The organism is Flavobacterium acetivorans (genome assembly GCF_020911885.1).
Lineage (GTDB): Bacteria > Bacteroidota > Bacteroidia > Flavobacteriales > Flavobacteriaceae > Flavobacterium > Flavobacterium acetivorans.
In genome coordinates, this window is record NZ_CP087132.1 from 2,498,744 (window position 1) to 2,515,482 (window position 16,739).

Sequence of the window (16,739 nt, forward strand, 5' to 3'; positions counted from 1 at the left end):
GATCCAAATAATTTGAATTTCCAATATTTTAAATGTTGTAATTTATTTAACATCCGTTGAAGCAAAATAATAGAGTTAATCGACTTTGGATCCTGTCATTTTATCTAATTTTATAAAAAAATATAAAGATGAAAAAAATAGTAGTATTTGCTTGTTTAGCCCTATTCCTTTTTGGTGGTCAAAGTCAGGCACAAAACAAAAAAACAGTCAAAAGTAAAAATGAAACCGCTATGGAAAAACAAACGATTTATCAATTTAAAGTAGAGGATTTATATGGTAATGTCTTTGATTTTTCGACTCTCAAAGGCAAAAAAATAATGATTGTCAATACGGCTTCAAAGTGTGGGTTGACACCTCAATATAAAAGTTTAGAAGCTATTTATAAAGAATACAAAGACAAAGGCTTTGTCATTATAGGTTTTCCAGCAAATAATTTTGCCTCACAAGAGCCCGGAACTAATGAAGAAATCGCTACTTTTTGCCAAGAAAATTATGGAGTTTCTTTTCCAATGATGGATAAAGTATCGGTAAAAGGAGATGATATGTGTCCTTTATATCAGTTCTTGACACAGAAAGCTAAAAATGGATTGAAAGATTCAGAAGTAGAATGGAACTTTCAAAAATACTTGATCAATGAAAAAGGACAATTAGAACAAGTCATTGCTCCAAGAACATTGCCTACAGATGCTTCAGTAATCGATTGGATCAAAGCCTAGTTTTAAGAAAACACAAGCAAAATAAAAAGCTATTCCTGAATTGAGGAATAGCTTTTTTTTATAACTGAAAAGAAAAATTAAAGTAAAAGTTGCATAAAAACAGAATCAAGCCAGCGGTCAAATTTATAACCTGATTCCTTGATAATTCCCGAAACTTGAAAACCGTACTTTTTGTGAAAATCAATACTGCCTTGATTTTCTGAATCGATAACACCAATCATGTTGTGAAAACCTTGGTTTTTGGCTAGCTGAATGAGCTCAGCCAACAGAAATTTCCCAGCTCCTTTTCCCATAAATTCTTCAGCCACGTAAACAGAATGTTCCACCGTGAATCGATAGGCTTCTTTTTCCCTGAAAGTACCATAAGTAGCATATCCAATAGGAGCGTTTTCATATTCGGCCACAATTACGGGGAAATTGAGTTCTTGTTTTTTTTCAAACCACAGTTTCTGGGTTTCAAAATCCCGTGGTTCATAATCATAAATCGAAGTACTGTTGAGTATCTGGTGATTTACGATTTCCAATATAGTGTCTAAGTCTGAAAAAACGGCTGGTCTGATCTTGATTTCCATGTTAAATTTAATTTACTTCAAAATTAAGAAAACTATTTAAGTTTATAGAAAAACCTTTGCAACTTTGTATCTTTGATACTTTGATTCTCGCCCGCGGGCAACCCTAAAATAAATACAATGATTTACCCCAAAATACCTTTAGCCCAAAGCATCATTCAAATTTGTCTAGCCAAAGGAATAAGAACCATTATAATCTCGCCGGGCTCCAGAAACGCACCTTTAACAATAGGTTTTGCAAGTAATCCGGATTTTCAATGTTATAGTATTGCCGATGAGCGCGCTGCTGCTTTTTTTGGACTCGGAATCGCCCAGCAAACTAAGAAACCGGTAGCATTGGTTTGTACTTCGGGTTCTGCCTTATTGAATTATTATCCTGCATTGGCAGAAGCGTTTTACAGCCAGATTCCGTTGATTGTGATTTCAGCGGACAGACCTCAAAATAAAATCGATATTGGTGACGGGCAAACGATTCGTCAGGAAAATGTTTTTGCCAATCATTCTTTATACAATGCTAATTTGAACGAATTGGTTTCTACTGAGAATGATTTCAAGATAAACGAAGCCATCAATACGGCAATTCTAAAAAAAGGACCGGTACACATTAACGCGCCCTTTGAAGAGCCTTTGTATGAAACGGTTTCGGAACTTTCTGTCAAGGTGAATAGTACCGCTTCGGCAAATGAACCTCAGACAATTACAATCGAAGAATTAGCTGAATTTGCAGCTATTTGGAATAAAGCACCCAAAAAAATGATTCTTGTTGGAGTCAATCAACCTAATGCGATAAGTGATAACGTAATCCAAGCATTGGCAAAAGAGGAATCGGTTGTGGTGATGACTGAAACCACATCTAATTTATACCATCCTTCCTTTATAGCTAATATTGATACGATAATTACGCCTTTTACCGATGATGAGTTTGAGAATTTTCATCCTGATGTTTTGGTGACTTTTGGAGGAATGATTGTTTCAAAACGCATCAAAGCTTTTCTGCGAAAGTACAAACCCAAACATCATTGGCACATTGATTCTTTAAGAGCGTATGATACTTTTGATGCTTTGACGAAGCATTTTGAAATGAATCCAAATGATTTTTTTGAATTATTTTTGCCGCTTACAAAAGCTGCTGCAAGCGATTATTTTGATAAAATGAATGAGATAAACCTTTTGCGTAAAATAAAACGCGAAAATTATCTGTCTAAAATTACTTTTTCTGATTTCGTAGTTTTCGATAAAGTGATTAAAAGTTTGCCTCAAAACAGCCTTTTGCAAATCAGCAACAGTTCAGCGATTCGTTATGCGCAATTAATTGATATCGATCCGTCGGTAGAAGTGTATTCTAACAGAGGAACCAGCGGTATCGATGGAAGTACTTCGACTGCCATTGGTGCGGCTGTAGCCAATAAAAAACAGACTGTTTTTATTACGGGTGATATTAGTTTTTTTTACGACAATAATGCACTTTGGAATCAATACGTTCCATCTAATTTCAAGATTATTTTAATCAATAATGGAGGCGGCGGTATTTTTAGGATTTTACCCGGACATAAAGAAACGCCTGTTTTTAATACTTTTTTTGAAACCTCCCACAGTTTGACAGCCGAACATTTAGCCAAAATGCACGGGTTTGAATATAATACGGCAAATGATGAAGCGAGTTTAGAAAATGGTTTAATTGCTTTATATTCTCAGAATGAGAAGCCTGCTATTTTGGAAATTTTTACGCCAACATTGGAGAATGATGCTATTCTTTTACAATATTTTAAAGAACTAACATGATGTTAGATATGGGACTTAGCTGAATTTTAATGTTTATTTTACATTAAATAGGAGTCTTTTTTTGAATAAATGTTTAAATTTGAGAATATTAGAGAATTATTAATCAATATTTAAAACTTTATTTATGAGTGCAAGAGAAGAATTAATTGAAAAGTATGCGGCTGATTTGAAAGACAAATGTGGTGTTTCGCCTGACATGGATTTATTGACAAAAGTAACTATTGGTTGTGGTCCTTCAATCTATAATGCCGATGCCGCTACTGTTGCCGGGAGTCAGCAATCAGAATTGGATACAGTTAAAAATAATTTCTTAATTAAAAAACTAGGACTTTCTGATGGAGCTGCTTTAGACGCGGGAATTGATGCCGTAATGGAAAAATACGGACGTTCCAACAAAAATAAATACAGAGCCGTGATTTATTATTTATTAACCGTTCACTTTAAGAAAGAGAGTGTTTATAACTAATGCCGCAACTATAAAAAATGAAAAGCGTTCACCTAGGAGAACGCTTTTTTTGTGGAATATTTTTTAATATTAGCGAATGGGAATAGGAAAAACAGGAATGCTTGCATGTCCTAATTCATCAACAGACTGTACGGCAAAGAAAAAATTGTCTTTAGAATAAGGAATTTCGGCTTTTGTATCTTTAACGAAAATTGTTTTTTCCCAATGTGAAGATGCTGTTTCTCTAATTAGGATTTGATAGCCATAAACTTTTTTTCCTTCAGGAGCTTTCCAGGTTAAAGTTGAAAAATTAGTCAACTCTTTTACTTCAATACCCACGTTTGTAGGTGCTTTGGGCGACCAGCCTAAATTACTGAATACTGCCAGATTTGAACAGCTAATTTTTCTTAGGTATTCAAAATCCATGAAGTCAGGAAGATCTCCGTATTTTATACCATTTTCAGTTCTTATATCTTGGTGTTGGTGATCGTGGTTTTCATTCATTTCGCAAAAACGTATCGCCGGAAAACCATTTTGGCTAAAAGGAGTATGATCACCGCCACGCAAAAAACGATCATTTCGATACACTAAATTAATATCCAGTTGATTTACATATTGATTTGTAGTTGTTTTAATGTATCGCGCCAGAAGTCTTGAAGGGCTATCATTGTCTCTATTGGTTGCTTTACGCATTTTTGCCTCTTCTTCGGTTTCAAGATAAGGAATGGTTTCGCTAAAAACGCGAACTTGTGTGTTGTCTCTCAAAAGAGTTCCGCTTGATAAACTGTTGCCAATCATGTCATTGTTAATCATCGCAATTACATTCCATTTAGACTTCTTGGCTAGTTCTGCTAAATGTCTTGCTCCATAAAGTCCTTGCTCTTCTCCCGTAACGGCAACAAAAATTAGGGTAAAAGGAAACTCTCTTTTGGACATTATTTTGGCTAATTCCATCATGGCAGCAACACCAGAACCATCATCGTTTGCTCCGGGTGCATCTGATTTTGAATTCATAACATCAGAAACCCTCGAATCCAGATGCCCGCTTATAATTAGGACACGATCATCAGTAGGATCTGTTCCTTTTAAAGTAGCCATTACATTACCCAGTTGGCTGTCAACTGTAATTCGCTTTCCATCCGCTTTTACGGTAAAATAGTCAATCGTAGCAGTGAGCCTTCCATTAGACTCTAAAGCATATTTATCAAACTCTGATTTGAGCCAGCGTTGTGCTGCGCCAATGCCACGAGTTTTACTTTTGGTATCGCTTAAGGTATGTCTTGTGCCAAAGCTTACTAATTTACGTACCGTTGTTTCGAGATTTTCAGTTTTTACTTCGGCGATCATTTTGTCAATTTCCGGATCCTTAAGAATGGTTTGAGCGGATGTTATAATAGGAGAAAAGAAAAATATAAAGGATAGATAGATAATAGGATGTAGTTTCATTATTGGTTATGTTTTTTTCAAATTTAACAAAAAAACACAAATCAAAGCTATCATTTTTGTCTAGGCATTTATTGATGTTTTTTCAAAAGGAGTTTTAGCAATACAATAAATATTTGTTTGTAAAATCATTTTTGGTGTTGCTATTTTCAAACTTCGTACCTTTGCGCTTTAGAAAAAAGAATAAAATGATTGAAATAGGAAAATACAATACACTAACAATACTGCGTGATACCAAAGTTGGATTGTTTTTAGGAACTCCAGAAACGGATCCCGAAGGAATACACGATATACTTTTGCCCAATAAATATGTTCCCAACGAATTTGAAATTGGAGAAGAACTTATTGTTTTTGTTTATTTAGACCACGAAGAACGTCCAGTGGCGACTACTTTAGAGCCTTATATTTTATTGAACGAATTTGCGCTTTTGCGTGTGAATTATGTCAATCAAATCGGTGCTTTTATGGATTGGGGAATGGAAAAAGATATTCTGGTTCCATTCAAAGAACAAGCGCGTCCGATGGAAAAAGGCAAACGTTACTTGGTTTATCTTTATATGGACGAAAAAACCAACCGTTTGGTAGCTTCAAGCAAAACCAACCAATTCCTAAACAACGAGGAACTTAGTGTAGAAAAAGGGGAAGAAGTAGAGTTAATTGTTTCTCATATTACCGAAATTGGGATTAATGTAATTATCAATGAGCGCCATAAAGGCTTGTTGTATAAAGATGAAGTTTATGATGATGCAATTCGTACCGGAGATCGTATGCGCGGTTATATTAAAAACATTCGCCCTGACAATAAAATTGATGTCTCTTTGCAAAAACAAGGTTACGAAAGTATCGAACCCAATGCTGATAAGATTTTAGACGAACTAAGGGCAAGTCGTGGATTTTTGCGTTTGAATGATAATTCTCATCCAGAAGACATCAAGACAGTTCTAAAAATGAGTAAGAAAACCTTTAAAAAGGCGATTGGAGCTCTGTATCGTGAAAAGCTTATCGAGATTAAGGATGATGGAATTTACTTGATCAAACAGGAATAAAAAATGAAGACTAATCCATAACGATTAGTCTTTTTTTATATTCGTTGATGAACTATTCTTCAGCGTGTACATTTTCTGATTTTTGTACAATATCTCTAATAATACAGTCAAGTTCTCCACTGGAAATGATGATATTGTCTAAGAAGAATTTTTTTTCCTCTTCAGAAATATTTTCCTCTTTTAAAAGTTCAGTAAGAGCCATTAATCGGGATAATGGTGTTCTAACCACATGCGACTGAATCCAAGTGATTTCTTTTAATAGATTATTTTGCTTTTCTATTTTTTTGGTATGGACTAAGTTTTGTTGAAAACGTTCATTTAATTTTTCAAATAGTCTCGGAATCAAAGAGCAAATTAAAAAACTGAGAAAAATTAAGTTAGAGAAAATAGCGATAAGCTCATATGGACTGAAAGTAATATTCTTAAATGAAATCAAATCAAAGTAATACAGGGAAGTATAAATCGCTGAAATATAAAAGTTTAAAAGCGCTGGAGTGTATTTGTTTTTAAAGGAATAGATAAAAACGGAAAGGAAACAAGACGCCAGAAGGTAAAGGGTACTATTAAGACCAACATAATAAATCAAAGAAAAACTCAGGACATATAGATTGCCTATAAATAATAGTTTACGGTGTTTGATTTTAATTCCTTTTTTGAAAGCAATAAAAAGAATAATTAAAACCGAAGTTAGATCTATAACCACCATGGGATAATATCCAGAATCTAAAGCCCAGTATAACGAAGGGATTAAAGTGATAATTCCCATCGGAATTATAAAAATAAGGGTATTAGAGAACATGTCGTCTCTCCAGTAGTTTAATTTTTTATTTTGATTCGAAGAAACTAAAACGTTTCTCTTTATGGCTGAAATATATTTTTTCCAAATAATCATTAGATACTGAATTTAATTAATAACTACATGATAATGAATGGTTAATAGTTGTAAATATAGTAAGAATATTATTAAAAAATGTAAAACAGTAGAACTTTTCGTCAGAAGAAATCACTAAGTATTTTTAAAATTTATGCAGAGTTAAAATCCTTTTCTGTCATTGTTGAAATAGAGTTGTTTTAAGTGTGAAAAATGCATTATTTTTACAGTAAATAAATAAACTAAACAGAATGGATTGGATTACCGCCAAAGAATATGAAGATATTACTTATAAAAAATGCAATGGTGTTGCCAGAATAGCCTTCAATAGACCTGATGTGCGAAATGCTTTTCGCCCTAAGACTACAGCAGAATTATACAATGCTTTTTATGACGCTCAGGAGGATACTTCCATAGGTGTGGTTTTACTCTCGGCCGAAGGCCCTTCTTCAAAAGACGGAGTGTATTCTTTTTGTAGCGGAGGGGATCAAAATGCCCGTGGTCATCAAGGTTATGTAGGTGATGACGGTCAGCACCGTTTGAATATATTAGAAGTGCAGCGTTTAATTCGTTTCATGCCAAAGGTTGTTATTGCTGTAGTTCCAGGATGGGCTGTGGGCGGAGGGCATAGTTTGCACGTAGTTTGCGATATGACTTTAGCAAGCAAAGAGCACGCTATTTTTAAACAAACTGATGCCGATGTAACCAGTTTTGACGGTGGCTACGGATCAGCATATCTAGCTAAAATGGTAGGTCAGAAAAAAGCGCGTGAAATTTTCTTCTTGGGACGCAATTATTCTGCACAAGATGCTTTTGAGATGGGAATGGTAAATGCTGTTATACCGCATGCTGAGCTGGAGGATACTGCTTTTGAATGGGCGCAGGAGATTTTGCAAAAATCACCAACTTCGATCAAAATGCTGAAATTTGCCATGAACTTGACTGATGACGGTATGGTAGGACAACAGGTTTTTGCTGGTGAAGCGACGCGATTAGCTTATATGACAGAAGAGGCCAAAGAAGGTAGAAACGCCTTTCTTGAAAAGAGAAAACCAAATTTTGAAAAGAAATGGTTGCCTTAGGTTTTTGAATTAAAAACATTAAAGTCTTTGAGAGTGACTTAAAAGATTTAATTTTAATACATAATGAATGGAAAACTTCTCAAACGAGACTATCGATACAAACCAGCTTCCACAATTTGAAGCCGTACAGTTCTCGGTGCTGAGCGCTAGCTATTGGAAAGTTATACTGATAAATATAGCATCGCTATTCTTGATTTTAGGGACAGGATTGAGCTTGTTGCTGTTCTATAAGAAAGAGTTTCAGCCTTTTTTAGTTGAAATAACACTGCTTTTTTTTGTTTTTTTTCTGTTACTGTTACTTTTTAATAGAATTAGTTTTAAGAAAAAAGGATTTGCATTCAGGGAACATGATGTACTTTTCAGATCTGGGATGATTGCTACAAATACAATCATAATTCCTTACAATAGAATACAACATGTGGCTTTACATGAAGGGCTTCTTTCGCGTTATTTTGGTTTGGCTAAAATCGAGATTTTCACTGCAGGAGGTAGTTCGAGCGATTTAGAAGTTCCCGGAATAGCAATTGAACAAGCCGAAAAAATCAAACAATTGTTGATGGGTAAAATTCAAAAACAATTGTAATGGAGCAACAATTTAATCATCCCCAAAGGCAGTCTTCCATAGGCGTTTTGGTAATGTTTTTTGATACTTTACAGCAGTGGGCGAGAGGTTTGTGGCCTATTATGGTTGTTTATGCTTTTAGATTTAACGAACTGAATAAAGTGTACTTTTTTCTGGGAATTAGTGTTTTTTTACTGCTAATTGCTTTAGTTGCTTATTTAAAATACTTGAATTTTACTTTTTATCTAGAAAACGAAAATGAGGAGTTTATTATCAATGAGGGAATTTTAAACAAAACAAAAACGATTATCCAATTGGATAAAATTCAGCAAGTCGATATCAATCAGTCTTTGATTCAAAGGCTTATCGGGGTTTATGAACTTAATGTGGATACGGCCGGCAGTGCTAAGAAAGAAGGAAAGATAAAAGCGATTTCACATCCTTTGGCCTTGGCCTTGAAAACAAGGTTGTTAATAAATGACAGAAAAAAGCGGGATGCCGTAGTTAACGAGGAATTTTTACAAGAAGAAATTATAGACGAAAAGCCGTTCATTAAGATTAGTTTTCTAAGTTTATTGAAAGTGGGGATTACGTCAAATTATGTAAAAACGCTGGGGTTGATATTGGCTTTTTTGGCGACCATTTATGAAAACGGAAAGAATTTCTTGCCAGAAGAAGGTTTCAATGAGGAAGAAATTGGGAATTATATCGATCAAAGCGCTGTTATTAGTTCAATTGTACTTGTTTTCTTTTTGATGCTGATTTTGATTTTAGTTATCAATTTAATCCGAGTTGTATTTAAATATTTTAACTATCAATTGACCAAACAAAACGGCTCTTTGTTGCTTTCTTTTGGATTATTAAGTACTAAAAGCACCATTGTAAAACCGGAAAAAGTTCAAATAGTTACCCTAAGCAGGAATTATTTTCAGAAGAAAATGAATATTCTGGAAATTAAAATAAAGCAGGCAAGCAGTAGCGATAAAGAAAATAATAAATCCATCATCGAAATTCCGGGTTGTGACGATAAAGAGAAGGAAGCTATTTTTAAGCTTTTGTTTCATAGCATTCCAGAAAAAGGCGTTGTGCTAAAACCGAATTACCGAAAATTGGTTTTTTCAATATTCTTGTTCATAGTTCTTCCACTTGTGGGGTTTTATGTTATTGCCCATTATATTAAACCGGAATTTTTAGAATACGTTTATGTCTTGCCTTTGTACTTGCTTTTTGTGGGACTGATCGTTTATTTTGGATACAAAAATAACAGACTTTATATTCATGATGATTTTATCATTAAGCAAAGCGGAGCTTGGGATATTGATAATAAAATTATTGAACCGGGTAAAATCCAGGCGATAACAACCTCACAGCTATTTTGGCACAAAAAGGCCGATATAGGTTCTTTGATAATTCACACAGCCGGCGGTGATGTTGCTTTTCAATTGGGGAATTTTACCAGCATTAAACAATATGTCAATCTTTGGTTGTATCGAATAGAAACCGCCAACAATAATTGGATGTAGTTCTCCAAATTTTAAAAAGAAGAATAATAAAAATACTAAAAAATAATAAAATGAAACATTGGATTGAAGCCGCACGATTAAGAACATTGCCCTTATCCATATCTGGAATCATAGTGGGAAGCATGTACGCATTGGCTAACCCAACGGATAACATACTTACGCCGACAGAAGTTTTTAACTGGAGGTTATTTGGTTTTGCAATTCTAACGACTCTTGGATTGCAGATTTTGTCCAATTTTGCCAATGATTATGGAGACGGGATGAAAGGAACGGATAACGAGGATAGAGTTGGTCCTAAGCGTGCCATACAAAGCGGTGTAATTTCTCCTGAGGCGATGAAAAGAGCCATTATAATTACCTCTCTATTGACCTTGCTTTCTGCAATGCTGTTGATTTATTATGCATTTACAGATACAAATATTTTTTATTCTCTGTTTTTTTTAGTCTTGGGTATTTTGGCAATTGCTTCCGCAATTCGGTATACAGTTGGTAATACCGCTTATGGCTATCGCGGATATGGTGATTTGTTCGTCTTTGTTTTTTTTGGATTGGTGAGTACTTTAGGAGTTAACTTTCTCTATTCAAAAGAATTAGATCCATTATTGTTTTTACCGGCTGCTGCAGTGGGACTTTTGAGTGTAGGGGTTTTGAATTTAAATAATATGCGTGATGAAGCCTCGGATAGAAAGTCCAATAAAAACACCATAGTGGTAAAAATTGGTGGAGCCAAAGCAAAAATCTATCATTATTTTCTAATAATCTCAGCAATGGTTTTGGTGGTCCTTTTTGCGCTTTTAAGTGGTTTTAAACTAGATCAGTATCTTTTTTTACTGGCTTATATTCCTTTGACTAAACATTTAATTAATGTCCATAAAAACAAAGAGGCCAAGCTGTTAGATCCTGAGTTGAAAAAATTGGCTTTGAGCACTTTTGCGCTTTCAGTCTTACTTGCTTTATGTATGATTTACTTTTTTTCAGATATAATTGTTAACACGCTATTGGGCGGAAGATAAATTTACTACCATGAAGATAACATATTACGGACATGCCGCCTTAGGAATAAAAGTGGGCGGAAAACACATTTTAGTCGATCCATTTATTTCTGCTAACCCATTAGCAGAACATATCGATATTGATAATTTAAAAGCCGATTATATTTTAGTGACTCATGCTCACGGTGATCATATTTTGGATGTCGAGTCAATAGCGAAGCGAACCAATGCGATTATCGTTTCAAATGCGGAGATTGCGGGTTATTATGCAGCTAAAGGTTTTCAGGCACATCCGATGAATCATGGCGGAAGCTGGAATTTTGACTTTGGAAAAGTAAAATATGTCAATGCGGTTCATTCCAGTACTTTTCCAGACGGAGCCAGCGGAGGAAACCCAGGTGGTTTTGTCATTGAAGGTGAGCATAAAAATATTTACATAGCCGGAGATACTGCCCTTACTATGGACATGAAGCTTATTCCGATGCGAACCAAACTGGATTTGGCCATTCTGCCTATTGGAGATAATTTTACAATGGACGTTGAAGATGCTATTGTAGCTTCTAATTTTGTAGAATGCGATAAAATTCTGGGCTATCACTACGATACTTTTGGATATATCGAAATCAACCATGAAGAAGCAATCCGTAAATTTTTTGATAAAGGCAAGGATTTAATGTTGCTGGAAATAGGCGATAGTATCGAATTATAATTTTTTTAGGAGCTATTCCTGCTGTACGTTACAATCTTGCTTAGCGGTCCTAAAGCTCCAGGACCGCTAAGCAAGGATTTTCACTTCCATCAGGGCTAGGGCAAATCGTTAATTAAGAAAACACAAGTGAAAAATATCTTTTTAGTGCTATTTATTAGCCTTTTTTATCAGTCGGCGGTTGCTCAAAATGACGGCTATTGGGACAAAGAAAGAGCGACAACCAAAGAAATAATCGTTTCGGCCAGAGACCGAATCCTCATAAAAACAGACGATTTTCCCGTAGGAACTACGGAATTGATCTATAGAATCACACTTTTAGATGACAACCAGCAACTGGCCAGCAGTTTGGTTTCGGTTTTAAAAGCCATTCCGGATCCTACAGGAATCAGTCAGGGATCGGCTGGTGCTGTTTTTGTTTTATCAAAAGTTTCCGGATCAGACAAATGTAAATACGCTGTTTTTTCATCTGGAGAATTGGCTTCTGAGTACAAAAAAAATGGCAAAAATGACAAGGCTTGTTTTGTTAAAAATGATCCAATAAGTAAAGATGCAAATCGACTTTCATTGGATAAATCAGCATGCTTAAAGGCTGGTGTCGGAAATTTATGGTTCGGTTTTGAAAGTACCAACTGGATTTTGAAACAAAAAATTGTTCTTGAAGTCGTTCCTTGGGTCGATACCAAGCTCAGTCGAGGCTGGTCTCTGGAAAACAGGAAATACATCATTAGCCAGTGTAAAACTTCGGCATTGGCCAGAAAAATGGCGAATTCGGATGATTTTTGCTTATGTATTCAAGAGAAAATTCAAAAACAGTATAAGTTTCAGGAATTCCAAAAACTCTTGCCTATGGAGCAAGCTAAGATCTATAAGGATTTTGGCAATAGTTGTTTTGATGAAACGGGAATAGCAAACACTGTTTTTAATGATTTGAGAGCAAAAGCTTCCAGTAGCATTAAAAATGGAGATTATGGGTCGGCGATAAAAACCTATAATGAGATCGTAATTCAAGGTAAGGCCAGCGTTTTAGATTTCAGTAATTTGGGCTATGCTTATCTAATAACGAAGCAATACGCAAAAGCAATTAAATCCTTAAAGGAAGGAGAAAAACGTGATGATACGGAACTGTTAGTTAAGTTGAATTTGGCACATGCTTATTTGCTCAATGGCGAATATGCCAAAGCAAAAACAATATACAAAGCCTACCAAAATCAAAACGTAACTGATAGCTTAAGCTGGACGCAAAAAATAAAAGACGATTTTCAAAATTTTGCCAAAGCGGGAATTCAAAATGAGGATTTTGATAAAATTTTAAAATGGATAGAGAAATAGAATACTATTTGTTACCATTATTAGAAATACAAAAAAAATATGAAAAGTGTGATTGCGTTTACCCGTTATTTTGGTCTGTTTGTTTTTCTTGTTGGAGTGATTCTAAATTTCAAGATGTATTATTTTGATGAATGGCCAACCTATATGTTTTATATATTGAGTTTTTTTGGAATTTTATTAATAGGGATTTCTTATCTAATGAAACGAAAATTATAATTCAAACCAACCGACTAATCACTTCCTTCGATTCACGATTCACGATTCACTATTGTCTATGAAAGCAACTTACCATAAATACATACTCAATTTTAAAAGACCATCTGGGACATCTCGCGGTATTATGACCGAAAAAGAGACCTGGTTTTTAGTTTTGGAAAACGAAGGAAAAAAAGGAATAGGTGAATGCGGAATTTTGAGGGGATTGAGCGCAGATGACAGATCGGATTATGAAGAAAAATTGCAGTGGACTTGTGCTAATGTTCATCTTGGAAAAGATACACTTTGGGAGGCGCTGATCGAGTTTCCTTCGATCCAGTTTGGCGTCGAAATGGCGTTCCAATCTTTAGAAAGTGAAAGCCCTTTTTTATTGTTTCCTTCTGAGTTTACAGAAGGAGAAAAATCAATTCAAATTAATGGCTTGGTATGGATGGGAGAAGCTGCTTTTATGAAGGAACAAATTGAGGAAAAATTAGCACAAGGTTTTAGCTGTGTTAAGCTCAAAATAGGAGCCATAGATTTTGATAAAGAACTGGAATTATTGCATTATATTCGAGAACATTTTAGCTCGGAACAGATTGAAATAAGAGTAGATGCAAACGGTGCTTTTGATTCAGAATTAGCTTTATATAAATTAAATCAACTATCTGGATTTGAGTTACATAGTATTGAGCAGCCTATTCAAAAAGATTGTACTGACAGGATGGCAGAGCTGTGTAAAATCACTCCTTTGCCTATTGCTTTAGATGAAGAGTTGATTGGAGTGTTTTCTTTCGAAGAAAAAGAGAAGTTATTACAAAAAATTAAGCCACAATACATTATTTTGAAACCGAGTTTTGTAGGTGGTTTTCGGGGAACTCAAGAATGGATTTCTTTGGCCAAAAAGTATCAAATAGGATGGTGGATTACCTCCGCTTTGGAGAGCAACATAGGATTAAATGCCATTGCGCAATGGACTTTTTTACAGCATAATTTAATGTCGCAAGGACTGGGAACGGGAGCGCTTTATACAAATAATTTTGATTGTCCGCTTGAAGTTTCTAAGGGGCATTTATGGTATAAAAAAGAGTTGGATTGGGCGTTTGATTTTGACCAATTTTAAGGTAGTTTTAAACTGAAATCAGTTAATTTATTTAGCCTTTAGAGTCTTTAGATCAAAATATTTTGTAAGGATTTTTATTTTCCTTAGACTTTAAACTTAAATAACCTATAACTCCAATGTGCAGTTTTTGTTAGCATATCATTAATTTGAAAGCTATAAAAAAACAAAAGAGGACAGACTTTTATGTGTCTATCCTCTTTTGTAAATTATAAAAATAAATTTTGTATTGTCTTGACTTATTTTTTTGCGGGAATAATGTCAATAATTACTGTTCTGTTATAAGAACGTTCTTCTGGAGTTTTATTTTCAAAAGGGGCTTTGTTCTGATCCTCTCCAAATCAAGAAGATACTCCTAGTCTTTTTTGGTTTAAAGCAAAAAAAAAATCGAGAAGAATGCTTCTCGATTTTTTTTTAAATAAATAATAAACAGAAAGTAATAGTAAGAGATGATTTGAATGATTGTGAAATCGCATGTCTTGGGATATTGCTATTACTGGTCGTTTAAATTAGTTGCATAATCAGGTCTTGAAATTTTTTATACTTCTAGATTTTCAATTTCTTTTCTTGTTTTCTCAAATTTAGATTTTCCATCATTTAAGAGATTTAAGCCTTCTTGTTTTAGCGTATCATATTTGTTTGAAATAGTGTCTATGGTAGAATCAAATTTTTCCTTTATCTCATCGGCATATTCATTGCTTTTTCGCTTAATTTTTTTTCTTGTTTTGGTACCTTTAGCAGGAGCAAATAATATTCCCATTAGTGCCCCGGCAGCAAGACCACCTATAACTCCTAGTATTACTTTATCTGTTTTCATAGTTTAATTTTTTAGTTTTATAATCTTTTTCCTTGGATGAGTCTTAATAGTATTGCTATAATTGCTATTACCAGCAATATGTGAATAATTGACCCTAGGCTATAAGCAAAGAATCCAATTGCCCAAAATATTATTAATATCGCTGCTGCTGTGTAAAGTAAATTGCTCATGATTTCTATTTTTTAGGGATTTGTTTAAATAAATTTACATATAAATATAAGTTTATTTATCTGTTTTTCAAATGATTGAGTTTTATTTGTTAGAGTGTAAAATGTTTTGGCTGATTCTAGTTAAATGAAAAAGCACCATAGAAACTCAATACACTATTTTTGGCATCTGGAAAGGTATAGTTTGTTCCAAAATAATTTTTTTCTTTTCCCACTTTGACTAATCCATAGTTGTAACGTACGCCTAAGCTGATCATTCCTAAATCAAGACCAAGGCCTGCGGCAAGACCCGCATCGATTCTATTAAAGTCATTCACATCAATGTTATCTTCGAAGTTAAAACTGCTACCGTTTGATTCATTTGTTGTTTTACCGTTAATCAAATATGAAACATAAGGTCCGGCCTGAATATTGAAATTTTTCGTGATATTGGCCACTAGCATCACTGGAAGTTCAATATAATTCAATTTGAACTGTGCGGTACCATTTGCCAAAACATTGTCGTAAACTACTTCGGCACCCTTTCCGCTATAATATATTTCGGGTTGGATGGCAAAAGAATTGCTTATCGGTAACTTCGCAAATAACCCAATGTTAAAACCAGTTAGCATATTCTCGTCATCTACATTATCAGTGTACAAATTGGAAAAGTTGAGACCTCCTTTTATACCAAATTTAGGAGTATTTTCCTGAGCTTTAATTGAGGTACAAACCATAAATGTCAATGCGATTGAAGCTGAAAATATTGTTTTTGAATTTTTCATTCTTTTTTTTAGTTTTTGATTTGAAGAGTTTTTATGTTTTTTGGAGTATAAAATTTAGTTCAAAGTGTATTTATAATTTTATAGAGTTCATTTTTTGTCTTGCCTAGTTTAATTTGAAGTTTTGCCATCATTTCTTCTTCTTTGCCTTCAAGGAAAAATAAATCACTATCAGTCAAAGAAGAGATTTTTTGTTTTAGATGTTCTTTTTGCTCTTTCCAGGTCTCTTTTAAATTTTCCTTTTTCATTTTTTTTCAGGTATAATAAGTATTCCTCCAAAAATGATCAGTACTATTCCAACTATTGGTGACCATTGTACAGGATGATTTTGTTGTTTATTTATTTGAATTGGTCCAAAATCGACTACTTTTTCTGTTGTAACATAATTGAACCCTGTGTAGAAAACCATTAAGGCGCCTATAATAATTATCCCGATTCCGATTGTTTTAAGATTCATGAAATTATTTTTTAATTAACATTCAGTATTTGCTTCTTTTTTTGAGTCATTTACAAATTAATTTGTTAGCGATCACTAATTACGAATAGATTTTTAGGACTCATCCTTAGTGGTTTTAACTAAACTTATGCCTGAGGTAAAAAATAGTATTCC

Annotated in this window: 20 protein-coding genes; 12 read left to right on the forward strand and 8 right to left on the reverse strand. The window is 34.2% G+C overall.

Annotated features, from left to right (window positions below):
- Positions 1-128 precede the first annotated feature (128 nt).
- The gene (locus tag LNP19_RS10905; RefSeq protein WP_230061952.1) at positions 129-716 is read left to right on the forward strand and encodes a glutathione peroxidase; all 588 of its coding nucleotides are present in this window, start codon (positions 129-131) and stop codon (positions 714-716) included.
- Between the two features lie 77 nt (positions 717-793).
- Here LNP19_RS10905 and LNP19_RS10910 read toward each other — a convergent pair whose 3' ends face one another.
- On the reverse strand, positions 794-1,288 hold the full coding sequence (locus tag LNP19_RS10910) for a GNAT family N-acetyltransferase (protein ID WP_230061953.1): 495 nt from the start codon (positions 1,286-1,288) through the stop codon (positions 794-796).
- 117 nt (positions 1,289-1,405) lie between these two features.
- Between LNP19_RS10910 and menD the strand changes: the two genes are divergently transcribed.
- A complete protein-coding gene (gene menD, locus LNP19_RS10915; protein ID WP_230061954.1) occupies positions 1,406-3,067 on the forward strand; it encodes a 2-succinyl-5-enolpyruvyl-6-hydroxy-3-cyclohexene-1-carboxylic-acid synthase in 1,662 nt (553 codons plus the stop codon).
- Positions 3,068-3,191: 124 nt separating this feature from the next.
- Complete coding sequence (locus tag LNP19_RS10920) at positions 3,192-3,533, forward strand: DUF2853 family protein (RefSeq protein ID WP_230061955.1); 342 nt, start codon at positions 3,192-3,194, stop codon at positions 3,531-3,533.
- Positions 3,534-3,602: 69 nt separating this feature from the next.
- Here LNP19_RS10920 and LNP19_RS10925 read toward each other — a convergent pair whose 3' ends face one another.
- Complete coding sequence (locus LNP19_RS10925; RefSeq protein WP_230061956.1) at positions 3,603-4,958, reverse strand: M28 family metallopeptidase; 1,356 nt, start codon at positions 4,956-4,958, stop codon at positions 3,603-3,605.
- A gap of 185 nt (positions 4,959-5,143) precedes the next feature.
- Here LNP19_RS10925 and LNP19_RS10930 point away from each other — a divergent pair, with 185 nt between their 5' ends.
- On the forward strand, positions 5,144-6,001 hold the full coding sequence (locus LNP19_RS10930) for a CvfB family protein (protein ID WP_230061957.1): 858 nt from the start codon (positions 5,144-5,146) through the stop codon (positions 5,999-6,001).
- Between the two features lie 52 nt (positions 6,002-6,053).
- Here LNP19_RS10930 and LNP19_RS10935 read toward each other — a convergent pair whose 3' ends face one another.
- Positions 6,054-6,893: a histidine kinase dimerization/phospho-acceptor domain-containing protein gene (locus LNP19_RS10935; RefSeq protein WP_230061958.1), complete on the reverse strand. Its 840-nt coding sequence runs from the start codon at positions 6,891-6,893 to the stop codon at positions 6,054-6,056.
- Positions 6,894-7,123: 230 nt separating this feature from the next.
- On the opposite strand from LNP19_RS10935, the gene LNP19_RS10940 reads away from it, so the two are divergent.
- The 8 genes from LNP19_RS10940 to LNP19_RS10975 all read left to right on the forward strand — a co-directional run bounded on the left by LNP19_RS10940 (position 7,124) and on the right by LNP19_RS10975 (position 14,387).
- Positions 7,124-7,954 carry a 1,4-dihydroxy-2-naphthoyl-CoA synthase gene (locus LNP19_RS10940; protein WP_230061959.1) on the forward strand — a complete coding sequence of 277 codons (831 nt, stop codon included), beginning with the start codon at positions 7,124-7,126 and terminating at the stop codon, positions 7,952-7,954.
- Between the two features lie 67 nt (positions 7,955-8,021).
- Positions 8,022-8,537, forward strand: coding sequence for a PH domain-containing protein (locus tag LNP19_RS10945; RefSeq protein WP_230061960.1), 516 nt, complete (start codon positions 8,022-8,024; stop codon positions 8,535-8,537).
- Positions 8,537-10,039, forward strand: coding sequence for a PH domain-containing protein (locus tag LNP19_RS10950; protein ID WP_230061961.1), 1,503 nt, complete (start codon positions 8,537-8,539; stop codon positions 10,037-10,039). The genes LNP19_RS10945 and LNP19_RS10950 overlap by 1 nt, the downstream gene beginning before the upstream one ends.
- Before the next feature lie 50 nt (positions 10,040-10,089).
- Positions 10,090-11,052, forward strand: coding sequence for a 1,4-dihydroxy-2-naphthoate octaprenyltransferase (gene menA, locus LNP19_RS10955; RefSeq protein WP_230061962.1), 963 nt, complete (start codon positions 10,090-10,092; stop codon positions 11,050-11,052).
- Positions 11,053-11,062: 10 nt separating this feature from the next.
- Complete coding sequence (locus LNP19_RS10960; RefSeq protein ID WP_230061963.1) at positions 11,063-11,740, forward strand: metal-dependent hydrolase; 678 nt, start codon at positions 11,063-11,065, stop codon at positions 11,738-11,740.
- A 126-nt stretch (positions 11,741-11,866) separates the two neighbouring features.
- Positions 11,867-13,069 carry a tetratricopeptide repeat protein gene (locus LNP19_RS10965; protein WP_230061964.1) on the forward strand — a complete coding sequence of 401 codons (1,203 nt, stop codon included), beginning with the start codon at positions 11,867-11,869 and terminating at the stop codon, positions 13,067-13,069.
- Between the two features lie 39 nt (positions 13,070-13,108).
- A complete protein-coding gene (locus tag LNP19_RS10970; RefSeq protein ID WP_230061965.1) occupies positions 13,109-13,285 on the forward strand; it encodes a hypothetical protein in 177 nt (58 codons plus the stop codon).
- A 58-nt stretch (positions 13,286-13,343) separates the two neighbouring features.
- On the forward strand, positions 13,344-14,387 hold the full coding sequence (locus LNP19_RS10975) for an o-succinylbenzoate synthase (RefSeq protein WP_230061966.1): 1,044 nt from the start codon (positions 13,344-13,346) through the stop codon (positions 14,385-14,387).
- A gap of 535 nt (positions 14,388-14,922) precedes the next feature.
- Here LNP19_RS10975 and LNP19_RS10980 read toward each other — a convergent pair.
- The 5 genes from LNP19_RS10980 to LNP19_RS11000 all read right to left on the reverse strand — a co-directional run bounded on the left by LNP19_RS10980 (position 14,923) and on the right by LNP19_RS11000 (position 16,586).
- The gene (locus LNP19_RS10980; protein WP_230061967.1) at positions 14,923-15,201 is read right to left on the reverse strand and encodes a YtxH domain-containing protein; all 279 of its coding nucleotides are present in this window, start codon (positions 15,199-15,201) and stop codon (positions 14,923-14,925) included.
- 17 nt (positions 15,202-15,218) lie between these two features.
- Positions 15,219-15,371 carry a lmo0937 family membrane protein gene (locus LNP19_RS10985; RefSeq protein WP_230061968.1) on the reverse strand — a complete coding sequence of 51 codons (153 nt, stop codon included), beginning with the start codon at positions 15,369-15,371 and terminating at the stop codon, positions 15,219-15,221.
- A 116-nt stretch (positions 15,372-15,487) separates the two neighbouring features.
- The gene (locus LNP19_RS10990; RefSeq protein ID WP_230061969.1) at positions 15,488-16,132 is read right to left on the reverse strand and encodes a porin family protein; all 645 of its coding nucleotides are present in this window, start codon (positions 16,130-16,132) and stop codon (positions 15,488-15,490) included.
- Positions 16,133-16,191: 59 nt separating this feature from the next.
- A complete protein-coding gene (locus tag LNP19_RS10995; protein ID WP_230061970.1) occupies positions 16,192-16,377 on the reverse strand; it encodes a CsbD family protein in 186 nt (61 codons plus the stop codon).
- Positions 16,374-16,586 (reverse strand): hypothetical protein, encoded by a 213-nt coding sequence (locus LNP19_RS11000; RefSeq protein ID WP_230061971.1) that lies wholly within the window; start codon positions 16,584-16,586, stop codon positions 16,374-16,376. The genes LNP19_RS10995 and LNP19_RS11000 overlap by 4 nt, the downstream gene beginning before the upstream one ends.
- Positions 16,587-16,739: the final 153 nt, after the last annotated feature.